Below are 15,916 nucleotides of genomic sequence, written 5' to 3'. Positions count from 1 at the left end.
TGAAGCGCCCCGTCGAATGGTAAAGGTGTGTTGCTTAGATCGCTTTCAGCGTGCCCTTGGGCAGCGAAGCGGCGATAGCCACTTTCTGAATCTTCAGCTCAACGGTATCGGACACTTCGATTACCACGAAGTCATCGGAGACTTTCGACACCTTGCCAGCAATACCGCCGCTGGTTACCACTTCGTCGCCTTTCTGCAGGCCACCGATCAGATTCTTGTGCTCTTTGGCGCGCTTGGCCTGTGGACGCCAGATCATCAAATAGAAGATGACCAGAAAGCCGACCAGAAACACCCATTCAAAGCCACTACCAGCAGGACCGGCAGCCGGTGCGGCGCCTTCAGCGAAAGCAGCGGGGATAAAAAAGCTCATGTAACACTCCTGTTGCAAGGGTCTTTAAACAGTTGGGGATCAATCCAGAGGCGGCGTTGGCAGCCCGCGCTTGGCATAGAAGGCATCGACAAAGGCGGCCAATGTACCCTGTTGAATAGCCTCGCGCAAACCAGCCATCAGCACCTGATAATGCCGTAAGTTGTGGATTGTATTGAGCATACTACCCAGCATTTCGCCGCATTTATCCAGATGATGCAGATAGGCGCGGGAGAAATGTTTACAGGTGTAACAGTCGCAGGTCGGATCCAGCGGCGAATCGTCGTGCTTGTGGAAAGCATTGCGGATTTTCAGCACGCCGGTATCGATAAACAGGTGACCGTTACGCGCATTGCGGGTCGGCATTACGCAGTCGAACATATCCACACCGCGGCGCACGCCCTCCACCAAATCCTCCGGCTTGCCGACACCCATCAGGTAGCGCGGCTTATCGGCCGGCAACTGCGGCGGCAGGTAATCCAGCACCTTGATCATCTCCTCTTTCGGCTCGCCGACCGACAGGCCGCCAATGGCGTAACCGTCAAAACCGATCTGCTCCAGGCCATCCAGGGAAACTTTGCGCAATTCCTCATGCATGCCGCCCTGGACGATGCCGAACAGCGCTGCCGTGCTTTCGCCATGGGCTTCTTTCGAGCGCTTGGCCCAGCGCAGCGACAGCTCCATCGAGCGCTTGGCCACATCGAACTCGGCCGGATACGGTGTGCATTCGTCGAAGATCATCACAATGTCCGAGCCCAGGTCGCGCTGCACCTGCATCGACTCTTCCGGCCCCATAAATACCTTGGCACCGTCGACCGGCGAAGCGAAGTACACACCTTCCTCCTTGATCTTGCGCATCGCACCCAGGCTGAAAACCTGGAAACCACCGGAGTCGGTGAGAATCGGCCCCTGCCACTGCATAAAGTCATGCAGATCGCCGTGCTTCTTGATCACCTCGGTGCCAGGACGCAGCCACAGGTGGAAGGTGTTGCCGAGGATGATCTGCGCGCCAATCGCCTCGATGTCGCGCGGCAACATACCCTTGACCGTGCCATAGGTGCCCACCGGCATGAAGGCCGGGGTTTCCACCACACCACGTGGGAAAGTCAGCCGACCACGGCGCGCCTTACCCTCGGTTGCCAACAATTCAAAAGACATGCGGCAAGTGCGCGTCATAGCTGTTCCTCTGGCCCGCGTGGCGCGGGGTTGCGGGTGATAAACATGGCATCACCGTAACTAAAGAAGCGGTAACCCTCGGCGATAGCGCACTGGTACGCCGCCATGGTTTCCGGATAGCCGGCAAAGGCCGACACCAGCATCAGCAGGGTCGACTCCGGCAAATGGAAATTGGTCACCAGCGCATCGACCACATGCAGCGGCCGACCGGGGTAGATAAAGATGTCGGTATCACCGCTGAACGCCTTGAGCACGCCATCGCGCGCCGCGCTTTCCAGCGAACGCACGCTGGTGGTGCCGACGGCAATCACCCGCCCGCCACGCGCACGGCAAGCGGCCACGGCATCGACCACATCCTGGCTGACCTCCAGCCACTCGCTGTGCATGTGATGATCCTCAATGCGCTCAACGCGCACCGGCTGAAAGGTGCCGGCACCGACGTGCAGAGTCACGAAGGCTTGCTCAATGCCCTTCTCGGCAATCGCCGCCAGCAGTTGCTGATCAAAATGCAGCCCGGCGGTAGGTGCCGCGACAGCACCGGCACGGTCGGCATATACCGTCTGATAGCGCTCACGGTCGGCCTGCTCATCCGGCCGATCAATATAGGGCGGCAACGGCATATGCCCGACCCGCTCCAGCAGCGGCAGCACCTCTTCGGCAAAGCGCAATTCGAACAGCGCGTCATGGCGAGCAACCATCTCGGCCTCGCCACCACCGTCAATCAGGATGCTCGAACCCGGCTTGGGCGACTTGCTCGAACGCACGTGAGCCAGCACGCGGTGAGCGTCCAGCACGCGCTCGACCAGAATCTCCAGCTTGCCGCCCGAGGCTTTCTGGCCAAACAGCCGCGCCGGGATCACCCGGGTATTGTTGAACACCATCAGGTCGCCAGGACGCAGATAGTCCAGCAGATCACTGAATTGTTTATGCGCCAGCTCACCCGTCGGCCCGTCCAGCACCAGCAAACGGCTGGCACGGCGCTCGGCAAGAGGATGGCGGGCAATCAGAGCGTCTGGCAGCTCGAAATTGAAGTCGGCAACGCGCATGGTCGGAAGGGGGTCGTCTAGCAGGGCGGCAAAGCTTACCGGAAATCATGCAAACTGACCACGCAAGTGGATTGACCAACCCCCACCTCATCCCTATACTGCGCCGCCATTGTGCCCCGGTGGCGGAACCGGTAGACGCGGCGGATTCAAAATCCGTTTTCGAAAGAAGTGGGAGTTCGAGTCTCCCCCGGGGCACCATACAAACATTTCAGGACGTACCGAAACGACCTGAAACCCTAGAGAACCGGCCACTTGAGCCGGTTTTTTATTGCCCGCAGTTCCCTACCGTTACCTTGTAAGCCCACTGGATTGTGAGTAGATTTGTGAGTAGATCGAGTTTGGTCGATAAATCTACTCACACCTGAGCCACCAAACGCCGCCCGGCATGGCTCACACGGGGGCACCATGCCGCTGACCGATTCCGCAATCAAAACAGCCAAGCCCAAGGACAAGCTGTATCGCTTAGCCGACAGCAACGGCCTGTGCTTAGAGGTCGCCCCAACCGGCTCCAAGCTGTGGCGCTACCGCTACCGCTTCAACGGCAAAGCTAAAATGCTTTCCTTGGGTGCCTACCCTGCCGTGCCTTTGGCCGCCGCCCGCCGCAAACGTGATGACGCCCGCTTACTGCTGGACGAAGGCACCGACCCCGGCGCAGAACGCCAAGCCACCAAACAGGCGCAAGCACTTGAGGCATTGTCATTCGAGACACTGGCGCGGGAATGGCACGCTTACCGCTCGCCACGCTGGGCAAAATCTACCGCCGATAAAGTGGCGGCTTACCTAGAGTCGGATTTGCTGCCCGCCCTTGGCCATCGCCCCGCCCAAGCGATTACCCGCCCTGAGTTGGTCGCGCTTATTCGCAAGATCGAATCACGGGGCGCACACAACGTCGCCAAGAAAACCCGCCAGTGGCTAAGCCAGATTTTCCGCTTTGGCCTGGCACAGGGAGCAGTAGAAGCCAACCCAGCAACCGACCTGGACGTGATCGCCGCACACGCCCCAGCAACGCGGCACCACCCGCACGTCACCTGTGCAGAGTTACCCGAACTGCTGAGCAAGATCGAAGCAGCCAACATCAATACCCTGACCCGCCACGCCATCCGCCTGCTGGTGCTGACGGCTGTGCGCCCTGGTGAATTGCGCGCCGCCCCCTGGGCCGAGTTCGACCTTGAGGCCGCAACTTGGACGATTCCGAAAGAGCGCATGAAAGCCCGCCGCGACCACTCGGTGCCACTGCCACGTCAGGCCGTTGCCATCCTGCGCCAGCTTCAAGAAGTCACCGGGGGTTATGCCTTGGTATTTGCCGGGCGCAACAACACCAGCCGCCCAATGAGTGAGAACACCATCAACAAGGCATTGGCTGACGCCGGCTATAAAGGCAGGCAAACCGGCCACGGCTTCCGCCACCTGCTGAGCACCGAACTTAATGGGCGTGGCTATAACCGGGATTGGATCGAGCGCCAGCTTGCCCACGGTGATGACGACGAAATCCGCGACACCTACAACCACGCCACCTACCTGGAGCAACGCCGGGACATGATGCAAGCGTGGGCCGATTCGATAGACGCGCTTTGCTCTGGCGCCAACGTGGTGAGCATCAAGCGCAAGGCTTAACGGTTTTGGCTGGCCTATCCCGACGGGGAGAAAAGCGGGCACCCACCCGCCTGACCAGCCGATCTATTCAGCATGGGTAACGCCCGGGAGGCGTGACAGTGGCCGAGCAAAGAAAACGCCCCAGAGTGACTGTTAACTTGGCAGCAATCGAACTGGCCTATGCCCCGAGCAACGCTGACATGCTCGAGCACGGTACAACCCAAGAGGTTAGGGAAGCGCTGCTTAGCCTGGGCGATTTGATTGCAATGGGAAGAGGCCAAGACTTAGGGCCAAGAACCATTGCTGTATTAGGCGAGGCACTAAGAAAAATAGGGTGCGGTGAAGACGCAAATAAAGCGCTAGGGCTGAACCGTAAAAAGAAATATGGCGTTTGGTATTCAAAACAACTTGATTGGCTAATAAAAGACCTTATGCGCCAAGGCATGACACGCCAGGAGGCTGAAGACTTTATGGGCCGCCTGGACCTTAAGAAACTTGCGGCAGCCAAAGAAACCTTCTCCCTTGATGACATCGAAGCAGCAGATGAAAAACTGCGCAAAAGGCTAGTCCGCGCAAAGACAAAATAATGCGTTATTTTGTCCCCTGACTTGCAGAGCCGCGCCGCCCAACATTGCAGCCGTTGATTCCTGATTAACGCTTTGCAATGCCCGGAGGGCTTACACCATGGCCGCACATACCACCCCGACCCAATTCCCGCGCCGCTTTATCAAGCTGGCCGAAGTCAAAACCCTAACCACTCTTTCCACGTCCGAGATTTACCGCCGCATTGCCGCTGGCACCTTTCCCGCTCAAGTCACCCTTGGCCCGAAGTCAGTCGCCTGGATCGAAGCCGAGGTGCTGGCCTGGTGCGATTCGCTGGCCGCACAGCGCGAGGTGGCCTAAAAATGGAAAAGGCCAGCCCCCCAATACATGCAGAAGCCAGCCACTCGCCCGGCAATTTTAGCAGCACCAATACCAAGGCACCGAGCAAGATTAGTCGCGTCCTGGCACACCTTCTGCGCCAAGGCCCGCTTAACCGCTTCGAGGCTGAGCGCATTGGCGACCACTGCTTAAACAGCACCATCAGCGACCTGGCCAACGACCACGGCCTTACCTTCGAGCGCATCCCGGAGAAGGTGCCCAACCACTGGGGCCACCCGTGTGACGTGATCCGCTACAGCCTGCCCAGCAGTGAGCGCCGCCGCGCCCAGCGGGTGCTGGATATGCTGAGCCGCAAAGGTAAGAGGGTGGCCGCAGCATGAGTGCGCAAAACATCCCGACCATTGCCAAGCGTCACCGTCGGCGCTATCGTGTGGCCGTCACTGCAAATTCAGTGACCGGGTTTGACGGCCCGAACACTTCTAGGCGCACAAGCGCCGACCATACGACATCAGGCGCTTTTTTTGTGCCTGTAGTTCAGCGTTATGGCGGCTGTTATGTGTGGGGCACCTTCGGGTGCGCCGGGTTCCTAGAGTCCCGGTCCGTCAACCCATGCGTAACAGCTGCCACCCCAATTCGTTTGACGGCGAATCGTGGCAGCTCCTCAACTCTAGGAGCCGCACCCATGAATCACTCGCACACCCTCAATCCGACCGCATCACACGCAGCAGCCTGGAAGGCCCGAGCACTGGCCGCCCTGCGCGCTGATTCTTCTCTGTCCGTTCGCCTGAACCGCTACAACGCAGCTATGGCCCGCGCTCGCGCCCTGGAAGCCCAGGAGGTGCGCCATGCTTAATCAATTACCGGCCCGCGCTATGGATCATGGCGACCGTCTGTTAAGCCTCGGTCATGCGCTCGAAGCGCTGGGCAATTTGCTGGGCGCTGACGGTTCCGAGCATCACCTAAGCGCACAAGACGTTGATGGGCTGGCGCACGCTGTCCGCGCCTTGGGTGGCTATGCCTTGGCCGCTGGCGCTGAACTGTACGAAGCCGGGCAACTGGCTGTTGCTAACGAGCAGAACGCTACCGGGGGTGCGCAATGAATCATCACATCGAGGCGCACAGCCTCACCCGTGGTCACGTCGTCACCGTCTGCCAGCCCAGCGATGGGCGACGCCGCGAACTGCCACCGCTGACCATTGGCGGCCTGGCCCTGGAGCTGGCCGGCATGATCCGCGACGCACTGCCCGCTGCCCTGGTGAGCATTGTGCGGGTTGATCTGCCCGGCACTGAGCGCGAGCAGGCCGAGCAGCTGACGCACGCTATCAAGCGCCAGGTAATCGAGGCCCGAGAAACCGAGCAACCCGGCCACGCCTTTTTGGCAGCCACCGGGTTCTGGCAACCCGCCCAGCAGGAGTAACCACCATGCACATCAAAAACGGCGCCCGTGCGCCGATGGGTTCGGCTTGCCCTGATAAAGCTGTTGGCTTGGTCTACCACTACACAACCGAGCACCACCACCTGCCTTTGATTCTCGCTGATGGGGAGCTGCTACCCAGTAATGCCGGAGCTGAAAACGAGACGCCATTGTTGTGGTTTTCCCGTGCGTCACGCTGGGAGGCAACCGCCACAAAGATGGTCACGGCACCCAATGGCCCGCGCCTGCTGACCTTCAAGGAGCAGCTATCGACGTTTGGCTGTGTGCGGTTCTCGCTGCCTGCTGATGATCCGCGCCTGATGAATTGGGCGGACGCCTGCAAGACAGCCGGAATGAGCAGCACCACACGCCGCAAACTGGAGACGGTAGGCCGCAAACGTGGCGGTTCGCCTTCCGATTGGGTAGCCACGCTTAGCGCCGTGTCGCTGGCTGATGTCCGCATTCAACGCTTCGACGGCACCGCATGGGTGGGGGTAGGCCATGAATAGCCCTATGCACACCAAAAACGGCGCAAGTGCGCTGACGGGTTCGGCTTGCCTGGAGAAAGTAGAGCCGGCTTTCCGTGACGCTCTGCAGGCCACCTATGGCCCGCTTGATTGGCTGCCAGTAGCAGACGGCACCCTTCACCGCTTCCACGTCCCCGGAGACAAGACCGGCACCTTCAACGGCTGGTATGTGCTCCACCTGGACGGCATCGCAGCGGGTGCCTTTGGCAGCTGGAAGGATGCCGGCACCTGGCACCAATGGAGCAGCCGGGCAGCAGCAAGCCCGCAAGAGCATGAGCAGCTGCGCCAGCGTATCGAGCAGGCCCGCCGCCAGCGTGAGGCCGAGCAGCACCAGCGCCAGCAGGCCGCCGCCGAATATGCGGCCAGGCTGTGGCGTGATGCCCGGCGCGCCGATCCGGGCCACCCGTACCTGGTCGCCAAGGGCTGCCGAGCGCACACCCTACGCCAGCGGGGCGGGGCCTTGCTGGTGCCTCTGAGCCGTGACGGGGTGCTGGTCAATCTGCAGCGCATCTACCTGGACGGCTCCAAGCGGTTTTTGAGTGGGGGCATGGTTAAGGGCTGCTGTTCGACCCTGGGCGCCATCACTGCCGGCCAGCCGCTGTACATCTGCGAAGGCTGGGCAACCGGGGCCAGCATTCACGAGGAAACCGGCGCCGCTGTGGCCTGCGCGATGAATGCCGGGAACCTGCTACCAGTTGGCCAGCGATTGCAGCGCCAGCACCCCGACGCCGTGTTGATCGTAGCCGGTGACGACGACCGCATGACCGACGGCAACCCCGGCAAGACCGCAGCCAATAATGCCGCCGCCGCGCTGGGCTGTGGGCTGGTGCTGCCACCGTGGTCAGGTGCCGAACCATTGGAGTTAACCGACTTTAACGACCTCGCCAACTGGAGGGCTGCCCAATGAGCGCCGAACCGACCTTATCCCTTGTACCGTCGCCTGCCTCGCCAACCATCGCACCAGACCGCCCATGCTGGGGTGTTTATGAGCATTGGGTGGCAAATGAAACGGGCCGCAAGCTGCGCCCTGGCGTGTACTGGCATGGCTTCAAGCGTGCCGCCGTGGGTGACGATGACGGCGAAGAAAGCGCCCGGCCTATCACCGACGATTGGCTAGCCACACCGATGACCGTAGTGGCGCGCACGATCAACAGCGACGACGGCAGCGAGGGCCGCTTGCTGCGCCTGCTAACCGATAACGGCGCTAAGGAGTGGATCATTCCAATGGAGGTGTTTGGGGGTAGCGGTGAAGACGCCCGCCGCGCACTGTTCGGCATGGGTGCAATCATCGCCCCACGCAAGCGCGGGCAATTTATGGAGTACCTGCTAGAGCAGCGCCCCGACCAAACCATAACCACAACGGCGCGGCCCGGCTGGCACGTCTCCGGCGCGTTCGTACTGCCACACCGCACCATAGGCAGCGACACCGTGCGCTATCAGGCTGGGGCGCGCAGTTTGAACCTGTACAGCACCAGCGGCTCGCTTGCGCAATGGCAAACCGAGGTGGCCGCTAAGTGCGCGGGCAATCCGGTACTGACCTTGGCCATTGGCTGCGCATTGGCGGGGCCGCTGCTGAGCTTGGTTGGCGTAGTCGGTGGCGGCGTTCACTTGGTAGGCGACAGCTCAAGCGGGAAGTCACTGGCGCAGTTGGTTGGATCGTCGGTATGGGGTGATCCTGGTGTATTTGCCGCTAGCTGGGATATGAGCAAGGGCGGGCTTGAGATTGAAGCCTCAAGCCGTAACGACACCATCCTTCCCCTAGATGAAATCAAGCGCGCTGACCCCAAGCAAGTACAGGCTATGGCCTACTCACTCGCCAACGGGCAAGGCAAGGGCACCATGACCCGCGAACGTGAGGCCCGGCCTAAGCTGACGTGGCGCTTGCTGGCGCTATCCAGTGGCGAGCGTTCGTTAGCTGAGCACGCCGCTATATCAGGCAACGCCGCCCATGCTGGTGCTGAGTTGCGCATGGTGGACGTGAACGCCGGTACACGCACACACCGCGCCTTTGACCAGTTGCACGGTATGGAGGGTGCCGACTTCCACCGCCTACTAACCGTCGCTGTAGCGCACCAGCACGGCCACTTAGGCCCGGCATTTGTCGAGCGGCTGCTGGATACCGACGACCGCCCCGGCCTACTGCAAGACTTCGCCCAAGTGCGCGCACAGTTCGTACAAGACAACGCACAGGCCGGACGGGTAGCAGACCGCTTTGCCGTGATCGCCCTGGCCGGTGAAATGGCCGTTGCTTATGGCTTGCTGCCTTGGGCCGCTGGCAATGCCTTGGCCGACTGCCTGTTGTTGTATGGAGAGTGGCTAAGCCGAGTGGGTAGCGGCAACGCAGAAGACCGGCAAATCCTGGCTGGTGTACTCGACTTTATCGACAAGCACGGCAGTAGCCGATTCTCAAACGTGGACGACCCTACGCCCGACGCCAAGGTGTTTAACCGGGCCGGATACTGGGAGTTGTTCGGCACCAAACGACTGTACCTGTTCAACAAGTCGGCACTTGTGGAGGCAGCCCACGGGTACGGCTTGAGCCGGATCATCAAGGCGCTTGAGGGTGCCGGCGCTATCGCCAAACGTGACACCGACCGCAAGCGCCACACCAAGAAATACCGCCTACCTGGAGGCGGCACATCCGGGCTTTATGCAATCAGCCCGGAGGCAATCGACAGCGAGGGCAACGAGGCATGAAAACGCCAAAAACAGCCCTTACCCCACAAACACAATTACACAGGAACCTAAAATCGGTGGGAACAGTGGGAACAGTGGGAACAGCCAGTAACGACGGGGGTTGTAGCCGTTCCCACCTAATAAAAGAAGTGGGAACAGGTGGGAACACAAACCAGATTCTGAATATAAGAACCTGCCACTACTGTGCATTTTGGTTATCACTGTTCCCACAAAAAAATAAGTGGGAACAAAAACGAGGGTTTGGGAACGTCTGGAAGGCCCGGTTTAGAGCGCTTGTTCCCACTGTTCCCACTGTTCCCACACTTTTTGAAACTAGAGCAACATGTGTATTGGTGTTTACGCTGCGCGGGGGTGGGCAATGAGCCTGCTTTCGGGCCTGTTTACCGAGGCGAAAACAGGCAGCGCGCCACGTTTTGTTGTGAGCGAAAACGTGGCGCACACGACAGCACCAGCCGCACACCTGGAGCAGCACCAGCAACCGAGCAGCGAGCGAACGCCAGAGTGTCGAAAACAGCACAGAGTGCGAAAGGCAACACCTGTTGAACACCTGTTGCCCGATATGGCGAAAGAAGCAGAAGACCCGCCGCAGCACTACATACAAACCGCCGTCACCGCGTCACGCGAATGGCTGGCAGCGCGTAACGCTTTCTATAACCACATCATGCCGTGCCGATCCTGTCACGCACCGACGGGGCGCTACTGCCTTGCTGGTGCTGAGCTGCGCCAGCGGTATGACCAGACGCCTATGGAGTGACTACGGGAAAACCGTACCCCGACACAAACCAATTTGAGAATGGAATCATGAATCAGAGCATCGTCAAGGTATTGGCTGGCATCATGAAAAATCACCCGACACGCAGTAAAGTTAAGTGGTTCTGATACTGAATTAGTTTTCACCAAGCAATAAAAACCCGCCGAAGCGGGTTCAATTTAGGGGAGATTTTAGTTCCAGCCGGTCACACACCCTTTCTTATCTACATATACGTACTGCGCCAGAACTTCGTCTCGATAATAGACCCACTGATCACTGCCACTGGAACTGCGATTAATCACATCAGGCGAACCCCAAGACTGGATTGCCTGTTTGCCGGTCATTCCTTCAAACACCTGATTTCGAACAACTGCCGCTCTGATTTCTTGATCAGAGCTAGTGCCACAGTCAGATACAGAATCATCACCCACAATAGTGAACTTGGTGCCACCTGGCTCAGACTCGGCGGCCAACTCACTATCAGTAACCTGACCTGATGGCCCCAGCGACATGCCAGCACCACCCTTGAGTACATTTATTGACTCGCCCGGCAGGCCACCTGGGCACGCTGTCTGAGTAAACGTTACATGTCCATTCTCATCCACACACTTATTTAGCCTTGTAGCGCTGGCATCTACTGCCACAAACGCGAGAGCAAGCACAATAAATCGTCTATCCATGGCAATCTCCCTGATCCTACATTGAAGCGATTATCATAAGACCAGTATCGACGTTCAGCTATGACCAATGTGGGTACAAGCTGGTGACCCAACGGTAACTAGGCGCTCCCAACGCTTTCAATCGAAGAAACCCGCGAGAGGGGTTGATTAACAACCGAGTTAACACCCCCACACACGCGAAAGCACCACCAGCAGAGCGCACCAAAGGCCATAGCAAGGTGGCACGCGGTTTCACTGTTGCTATGCTCAGTGGGCAGGCAAGGAGGCCATACGCATGACCAAGACCACACCCCCACGACTAGACCCCGCCGCCCTGGCTGAGCTGCTAGAGCGCACCCGCCAAGACGTTAAGCGCTACCGTCGTCTGCATCCTGAGTGGCAGCCACGCGCCCAGGCATCGAACACCACACCACCGGACGCCCCCAAGCCTGCCCCGACTCTGCCGGCGTCTGCACCGTGCTCGCCTGGTGCTGGCACCGGGCATTAACCATGCTGGCCTTGCTCTTGCTGCCCCCCCGATGCCGGATATGTATGCGCTGCGCCACTGTGGTGGAAACGCCACGGTGTGGCACTGCCACCACTGCCAGCGGTTCCCCCGGTTCCCTCAAGCATTTTACTGGGGGAACCGCTGGAGGCCGCGCCATTGCTGGAGGTTCCCCCAGTTCCCCCGGTTCCCCCGCATATCCATAGAGCTGACACCACACGCCACCGGGTGCTGGTAACGCCGCGTGCGTTACTGCAACGTTACATGGCCGTTACTTCTCATGCCCTGGCACCCCCCCACCCCAAAAGGTACTCCGGGAGGGGTGGCCCCTTGCGGGTAATTCGGGCCCCGCCGCCGGACTATGTACGAGTGTTTCATGCGCTGCCCGCTTCCGGTTCCTGGTGGCCCCGGAGGCTTCGCAAACACTGGCCGCAGCCCAACGCAGAACCGGAACCGAAAACCCGTCCAAACCGCCCCGCTCGCAGCCAGGGAGGGGGAGGGTAAAAAGTCCGCGCTTTGCCTGCCTCCGAACGACGGGGGGAGCCTTTTTTGTGCATCTCCAAAATCCGCGTTTTGGTAGGCACAAAAAAAATAGTGAGTAGATTTGTGAGTAGATAGAAAACCACACAGCACGCCACCCCATAAGAAACGCAGCATGTAGCGCTTGGTTCGAGTCTCCCCCGGGCACCATAGATTCGAAGAAAGGCCTTGATACTCAAGGCCTTTTTTATTGCCTGGCGTAATCTTGGCGCAATTCCATGACCACCCTCGCATGCGATATTCAGGCGCAGTAAATACTCCAGCGAAAACCCTGTAAAACCCTGTCAAAGCCCAGCGTTTGCATGCCCTGGCGGGGGTTGGCATTTGCGCGAAAGTTAGCGTAGAGTTTCCGCACTGTGTTTGCATGGGTCGCCGAAAATCGTGACCTGGTGCAGTAGATCATCGCGATCCGCTACATCCCGCTCGACGCCGCATTACTCCTTGCAACCAGTATCAGCCCCTCATCTTGAGTAGCGGCTGTCATCAACTCTAGTTTCAAGGAAATACAACATGTCGAATCGTCAGAACGGTACCGTCAAGTGGTTTAACGACGAGAAAGGTTTTGGTTTTATCACTCCTGAAAGCGGTCCGGATCTGTTCGTGCACTTCCGCGCGATCCAAGGCAACGGCTTCAAGAGCCTGAAAGAAGGCCAGAAAGTCAGCTTTATCGCTGTGCAGGGCCAAAAAGGCATGCAAGCTGACGAAGTGCAAATCCAGGAGTAATCCTGCCGCTTCGAAGAACCCCTGATGGCAGCATCAGGGGTTTTTTTATGAGCGCAAAAGTCGCAGCAACGCCAGTCGGCAGGCAAAATACCCCCCTGGCGTCCGCGAATACCGTATTGTTTGCCGCCATCCCGCCAGCCGATTGAGTAAAGAGCCGACTATGCCCAACCACCTGCTGCGCCCGCAGGGTGACTTCCCCAGCGCCGGACTGATCCGCCGCTTTGCTGCCATGTTTTATGACTTTCTGCTGTGTGTGGCACTGCTGATCGTAGTGACCTTTATCTACAAGCTGATTCTGATGGGCTTCTACGGCGAAGCGCAGCTCAAACAGATGTCCGACGCCGGCGCACTGGATGGCGACCCTCTACTATCGACACTGCTGTTTCTCAGCCTGTTCGGCTTCTTTGCCAAGTTCTGGACGCACAATGGCCAGACCCTGGGCATGCAGGTGTGGGGGTTGCGCATCCAGAATCATGACGGCAGCGCCATTAGCCTGTGGCAGGCACTGCTGCGTTTTCTGGTCGCGATTGGCTCCTGGCTGCTGTGTGGCTTGGGCTTTTTCTGGGTGCTCTGGGACAAAGAGAAGCGCAGCTGGCATGACATCTATTCAGAGAGCCAGGTCGTCCAACTGCCAAAGAACATTCACAAGAAGTAGCTCACCCTGCCAGTAACCCGGCGCGATGATTAATCCCGCCAGAACCCGAGCGGCAGTGTCCAGGCACAAAAAAGCCGGCGTGTGCAGTGATGCACACGCCGGCTTTTTGATGCCTGATCAGCCGGCCCGGCGCAGCAACCAGACGCCCGCCAAGGCACAGATACCCGCAGGAATAAGCACCGCAAACAATGGCGAGAAGCCGAACACCAGGCTCGATGGACCCAGCAGGTCCTGGGCGATGCGGAACACGAAGCCCACCAGCACGCCGGTGAACACGCGCTGACCGAGGGTCACCGAGCGCAGCGGGCCGAAGATGAAGGAAATCGCCATCAGCACCAGCGCCGCCGTCACCAACGGCTGCAGCACCTTGGTCCAGAACGACAGCCAATACTGGCTATTGTTGAGCCCTTGCTCCGCGAGATAGTGGATATAGCCCCACAGCCCGGTAATCGACAGCGCATCGGGAGCCAGCACTACGGTACCGAGCAGCTGCGGCGTCAGCTCGACATCCCAGCGCTCGCGATCCTGCTTGATCACTTCACTGCTGCGCTCTTGGAAGTGCGTGGTCGCCACCTCTTCCAGCTGCCAGTGATCACCCTCGTACTGGGCCCGTCGCGCAAAGCTTGCGGAGAGCATGCGTTTGTTTTCATCGAAACGATAACGGGTCACCCCGAACAGCACACCATTGGGCTGCACAGCGTTGATGTGCACATATTCCTGCCCCTGGCGGTGCCACAAACCACGCTTGGCGGTCTGCGCCTCGCCACCGCCCTGCGCCATGGCCCGAGTGGCCTGCGCCTGGTTCTCGGTATACGGCGCCAGGTATTCGCCAATCAGCACGCCGACCAGCATCAGCACCAGCATCGGCTTCATCACGGCCCAGACGATACGCCCGATCGACACCCCAGCCGCGCGCATGATGGTCAGTTCACTGTTGCTGGCCAATGAGCCCAGGCCGATCAAGCAGCCAATCAGGGCCGCCATCGGCAGCATTTCGTACAGGCGACGTGGCGCGGTCAGCAGTACGTACCAGCTGGCATCGAGCAGGCTGTAGCCCCCTTCGACATCCCCCAGCTCATCGATAAAGGCAAACAACAGAGCCAGGCCGACGATAATCCCCAGCACCCCAAGAATGGCGACAAACACCTGTGCGCCGATGTAGCGATCCAGCTTAACCACGGGCCACCTCCAATACGGCACGGCGAGCAGCCCAGCGCAAACGCAGGGGTTCCCAGTACAGCAGCAACAGCCCAATCAACACAAACACCCCATGCACCCACCACAAGCCAAGCGCTGCGGGAATTTTCTCGTTATCCAGCGCGCCACGCGCTGCAATCAACATCGCCAGGTACGCCATATAGAGAAAGATGGCCGGCAACAGCTTAAGGAACCGCCCCTGCCTTGGATTGACCCGCGACAACGGCACCGCCAGCAAGGTGACGACAAAAACCAGAACAGGGATGGATAAACGCCATTGCAGCTCAGATTGCAGCCGCTCTTTGGTACTACCAATCAGCTGGCGGGTTGGTATGGCTTCGCGATCAGTCACCTCGGCAGCCACCTCGGGCTTGGGCAGCAGTACACCGTAGGTTTCATATTTGATGGCGCGGTAATCGGCCTGTCCCGGATTGCCGTCATAGCGGTAGCCGTTTTCCAGAATCAGGTAGCGGCTGCCGTCTGGCTGGATTTCCTGATGGCCTGACTCTGCCACCAAGACGGAAATCCCGCGCTCCTTGTCACCCTTGCTCGTCAGCTGTTTCTCGGAAATAAACACCCCAGCCAGCGAGCCACGGTCTTCGGACAATTGCTCGGTGTAGGTGACCCGCGCGCCATTCTTCATGGACTGGAAACGCCCTGGCACCAGGGTATCCAGCTCTGTCATTGCGCTTTGCTGGTTGAGAATCCGTGCTACATGCTCAACACCCTGTGGCGCCAACCCCAGGCTCAGCCAGCCGGCCAACAGGGCAACAATTGCGGCCGGAGCCAGGCTGTAGGTAAACAGCCGCTGCTGGCTCATACCCGTGGCCGACAGCACGGTCATTTCGCTGTCTAGGTACATCCTCCCATAGGCCAGCAGGATGCCGAGAAACAATCCCAGCGGCAGAATCAGCTGCAAAAAGCCGGGAATCCGATAGGCCATGATCAGCAGCAGCACCCCAGGGTCAAGCAACCCCTGCGCCGCCTGGGCCAGATAACGGATAAAGCGACCACTCATAATGATGACCAGCAGCACAGCGCTTACAGCACTCAGGGTCAGCAACACTTCACGGGACAGATAGCGGAAGACGATCAAACCAGACACTCCAGGGTTGTCAGGCTCAGGCGGCTAAGATCAAACTAGCCGCACTGCTTGCCGGCTCGCCCAACTGACGAACCATCGG

Annotated in this window: 20 protein-coding genes and 1 tRNA gene; 15 read left to right on the top strand and 6 right to left on the bottom strand. The window is 59.3% G+C overall.

Features of this window, described 5'->3' with window-relative positions; all coding sequences use genetic code 11:
• Window positions 1-34: 34 nt before the first annotated feature.
• Genes yajC through queA form a run of 3 tightly spaced genes read right to left on the bottom strand, consistent with a single transcriptional unit; the run spans window position 35 to window position 2,589 of the window.
• Complete coding sequence (yajC, locus tag IOD17_RS04745; protein ID WP_090375534.1) at window positions 35-370, bottom strand: preprotein translocase subunit YajC; 336 nt, start codon at window positions 368-370, stop codon at window positions 35-37.
• Window positions 371-409: 39 nt separating this feature from the next.
• Window positions 410-1,525 carry a tRNA guanosine(34) transglycosylase Tgt gene (gene tgt / locus IOD17_RS04740; RefSeq protein ID WP_233684517.1) on the bottom strand — a complete coding sequence of 372 codons (1,116 nt, stop codon included), beginning with the start codon at window positions 1,523-1,525 and terminating at the stop codon, window positions 410-412.
• Between the two features lie 14 nt (window positions 1,526-1,539).
• Entirely contained in the window at window positions 1,540-2,589 is a 1,050-nt protein-coding gene (queA, locus tag IOD17_RS04735) for a tRNA preQ1(34) S-adenosylmethionine ribosyltransferase-isomerase QueA (RefSeq protein WP_233683932.1), read from the bottom strand.
• A 113-nt stretch (window positions 2,590-2,702) separates the two neighbouring features.
• On the opposite strand from queA, the gene IOD17_RS04730 reads away from it, so the two are divergent.
• The 12 genes from IOD17_RS04730 to IOD17_RS04675 all read left to right on the top strand — a co-directional run bounded on the left by IOD17_RS04730 (window position 2,703) and on the right by IOD17_RS04675 (window position 10,456).
• Window positions 2,703-2,787, top strand: a tRNA-Leu gene (locus IOD17_RS04730).
• 207 nt (window positions 2,788-2,994) lie between these two features.
• On the top strand, window positions 2,995-4,203 hold the full coding sequence (locus tag IOD17_RS04725) for a tyrosine-type recombinase/integrase (protein WP_233683931.1): 1,209 nt from the start codon (window positions 2,995-2,997) through the stop codon (window positions 4,201-4,203).
• Between the two features lie 98 nt (window positions 4,204-4,301).
• A complete protein-coding gene (locus IOD17_RS04720; RefSeq protein WP_233683930.1) occupies window positions 4,302-4,769 on the top strand; it encodes a hypothetical protein in 468 nt (155 codons plus the stop codon).
• A 97-nt stretch (window positions 4,770-4,866) separates the two neighbouring features.
• A complete protein-coding gene (locus IOD17_RS04715; protein ID WP_233683929.1) occupies window positions 4,867-5,085 on the top strand; it encodes a helix-turn-helix transcriptional regulator in 219 nt (72 codons plus the stop codon).
• 2 nt (window positions 5,086-5,087) lie between these two features.
• Window positions 5,088-5,444: a hypothetical protein gene (locus tag IOD17_RS04710; RefSeq protein ID WP_233683928.1), complete on the top strand. Its 357-nt coding sequence runs from the start codon at window positions 5,088-5,090 to the stop codon at window positions 5,442-5,444.
• 302 nt (window positions 5,445-5,746) lie between these two features.
• On the top strand, window positions 5,747-5,917 hold the full coding sequence (locus IOD17_RS04705) for a hypothetical protein (protein WP_233683927.1): 171 nt from the start codon (window positions 5,747-5,749) through the stop codon (window positions 5,915-5,917).
• Complete coding sequence (locus tag IOD17_RS04700) at window positions 5,910-6,164, top strand: hypothetical protein (protein WP_233683926.1); 255 nt, start codon at window positions 5,910-5,912, stop codon at window positions 6,162-6,164. Before IOD17_RS04705 ends, IOD17_RS04700 begins: the two co-directional genes overlap by 8 nt.
• Window positions 6,161-6,481, top strand: a complete 321-nt coding sequence (locus tag IOD17_RS04695; protein ID WP_233683925.1) for a hypothetical protein — start codon at window positions 6,161-6,163, stop codon at window positions 6,479-6,481. Before IOD17_RS04700 ends, IOD17_RS04695 begins: the two co-directional genes overlap by 4 nt.
• Window positions 6,482-6,486: 5 nt before the next feature.
• Complete coding sequence (locus IOD17_RS04690) at window positions 6,487-6,987, top strand: hypothetical protein (RefSeq protein ID WP_233683924.1); 501 nt, start codon at window positions 6,487-6,489, stop codon at window positions 6,985-6,987.
• Window positions 6,988-6,991: 4 nt separating this feature from the next.
• Complete coding sequence (locus IOD17_RS04685) at window positions 6,992-7,912, top strand: toprim domain-containing protein (protein ID WP_233683923.1); 921 nt, start codon at window positions 6,992-6,994, stop codon at window positions 7,910-7,912.
• Window positions 7,909-9,702, top strand: a complete 1,794-nt coding sequence (locus IOD17_RS04680) for a DUF927 domain-containing protein (RefSeq protein ID WP_233683922.1) — start codon at window positions 7,909-7,911, stop codon at window positions 9,700-9,702. Before IOD17_RS04685 ends, IOD17_RS04680 begins: the two co-directional genes overlap by 4 nt.
• A gap of 358 nt (window positions 9,703-10,060) precedes the next feature.
• Window positions 10,061-10,456, top strand: coding sequence for a hypothetical protein (locus IOD17_RS04675; RefSeq protein WP_233683921.1), 396 nt, complete (start codon window positions 10,061-10,063; stop codon window positions 10,454-10,456).
• A 188-nt stretch (window positions 10,457-10,644) separates the two neighbouring features.
• Here IOD17_RS04675 and IOD17_RS04670 read toward each other — a convergent pair whose 3' ends face one another.
• Window positions 10,645-11,133, bottom strand: coding sequence for a DUF4124 domain-containing protein (locus tag IOD17_RS04670; RefSeq protein ID WP_233683920.1), 489 nt, complete (start codon window positions 11,131-11,133; stop codon window positions 10,645-10,647).
• Between the two features lie 274 nt (window positions 11,134-11,407).
• Here IOD17_RS04670 and IOD17_RS04665 point away from each other — a divergent pair, with 274 nt between their 5' ends.
• The 3 genes from IOD17_RS04665 (at window position 11,408) to IOD17_RS04655 (ending at window position 13,535) form a co-directional block, all read left to right on the top strand.
• On the top strand, window positions 11,408-11,620 hold the full coding sequence (locus IOD17_RS04665; protein WP_233683919.1) for a hypothetical protein: 213 nt from the start codon (window positions 11,408-11,410) through the stop codon (window positions 11,618-11,620).
• Between the two features lie 1,047 nt (window positions 11,621-12,667).
• The gene (locus tag IOD17_RS04660) at window positions 12,668-12,880 is read left to right on the top strand and encodes a cold-shock protein (protein ID WP_090248782.1); all 213 of its coding nucleotides are present in this window, start codon (window positions 12,668-12,670) and stop codon (window positions 12,878-12,880) included.
• Between the two features lie 160 nt (window positions 12,881-13,040).
• A complete protein-coding gene (locus tag IOD17_RS04655; protein WP_233683918.1) occupies window positions 13,041-13,535 on the top strand; it encodes an RDD family protein in 495 nt (164 codons plus the stop codon).
• A gap of 117 nt (window positions 13,536-13,652) precedes the next feature.
• Here the strand turns inward: IOD17_RS04655 and lptG are convergent, their stop codons facing one another.
• Both lptG and lptF read right to left on the bottom strand, forming a co-directional pair.
• The gene (lptG, locus tag IOD17_RS04650) at window positions 13,653-14,714 is read right to left on the bottom strand and encodes an LPS export ABC transporter permease LptG (protein ID WP_233683917.1); all 1,062 of its coding nucleotides are present in this window, start codon (window positions 14,712-14,714) and stop codon (window positions 13,653-13,655) included.
• The gene (lptF, locus tag IOD17_RS04645; protein ID WP_233683916.1) at window positions 14,707-15,828 is read right to left on the bottom strand and encodes an LPS export ABC transporter permease LptF; all 1,122 of its coding nucleotides are present in this window, start codon (window positions 15,826-15,828) and stop codon (window positions 14,707-14,709) included. Before lptF ends, lptG begins: the two co-directional genes overlap by 8 nt.
• Window positions 15,829-15,916: the final 88 nt, after the last annotated feature.

The sequence above is a fragment of the Pseudomonas anguilliseptica genome (assembly GCF_021375795.1).
Classification (GTDB): Bacteria; Pseudomonadota; Gammaproteobacteria; order Pseudomonadales; family Pseudomonadaceae; genus Aquipseudomonas; species Aquipseudomonas anguilliseptica_A.
This window is presented reverse-complemented; position numbering and strand designations above follow the sequence as displayed.

Coding starts and splice junctions, on each gene's coding strand:
- IOD17_RS04705 (WP_233683927.1), top strand. CDS start 5,747: ATGAATCACTCGCACACCCTCAATCCGACCGCATCACACGCAGCAGCC.
- IOD17_RS04660 (WP_090248782.1), top strand. CDS start 12,668: ATGTCGAATCGTCAGAACGGTACCGTCAAGTGGTTTAACGACGAGAAA.
- IOD17_RS04670 (WP_233683920.1), bottom strand. CDS start 11,133: ATGGATAGACGATTTATTGTGCTTGCTCTCGCGTTTGTGGCAGTAGAT.
- IOD17_RS04655 (WP_233683918.1), top strand. CDS start 13,041: ATGCCCAACCACCTGCTGCGCCCGCAGGGTGACTTCCCCAGCGCCGGA.
- IOD17_RS04710 (WP_233683928.1), top strand. CDS start 5,088: ATGGAAAAGGCCAGCCCCCCAATACATGCAGAAGCCAGCCACTCGCCC.
- IOD17_RS04715 (WP_233683929.1), top strand. CDS start 4,867: ATGGCCGCACATACCACCCCGACCCAATTCCCGCGCCGCTTTATCAAG.
- IOD17_RS04695 (WP_233683925.1), top strand. CDS start 6,161: ATGAATCATCACATCGAGGCGCACAGCCTCACCCGTGGTCACGTCGTC.
- IOD17_RS04680 (WP_233683922.1), top strand. CDS start 7,909: ATGAGCGCCGAACCGACCTTATCCCTTGTACCGTCGCCTGCCTCGCCA.
- yajC (WP_090375534.1), bottom strand. CDS start 370: ATGAGCTTTTTTATCCCCGCTGCTTTCGCTGAAGGCGCCGCACCGGCT.
- IOD17_RS04675 (WP_233683921.1), top strand. CDS start 10,061: ATGAGCCTGCTTTCGGGCCTGTTTACCGAGGCGAAAACAGGCAGCGCG.
- tgt (WP_233684517.1), bottom strand. CDS start 1,525: ATGTCTTTTGAATTGTTGGCAACCGAGGGTAAGGCGCGCCGTGGTCGG.
- queA (WP_233683932.1), bottom strand. CDS start 2,589: ATGCGCGTTGCCGACTTCAATTTCGAGCTGCCAGACGCTCTGATTGCC.
- IOD17_RS04690 (WP_233683924.1), top strand. CDS start 6,487: ATGCACATCAAAAACGGCGCCCGTGCGCCGATGGGTTCGGCTTGCCCT.
- IOD17_RS04665 (WP_233683919.1), top strand. CDS start 11,408: ATGACCAAGACCACACCCCCACGACTAGACCCCGCCGCCCTGGCTGAG.
- IOD17_RS04700 (WP_233683926.1), top strand. CDS start 5,910: ATGCTTAATCAATTACCGGCCCGCGCTATGGATCATGGCGACCGTCTG.
- IOD17_RS04685 (WP_233683923.1), top strand. CDS start 6,992: ATGCACACCAAAAACGGCGCAAGTGCGCTGACGGGTTCGGCTTGCCTG.
- IOD17_RS04725 (WP_233683931.1), top strand. CDS start 2,995: ATGCCGCTGACCGATTCCGCAATCAAAACAGCCAAGCCCAAGGACAAG.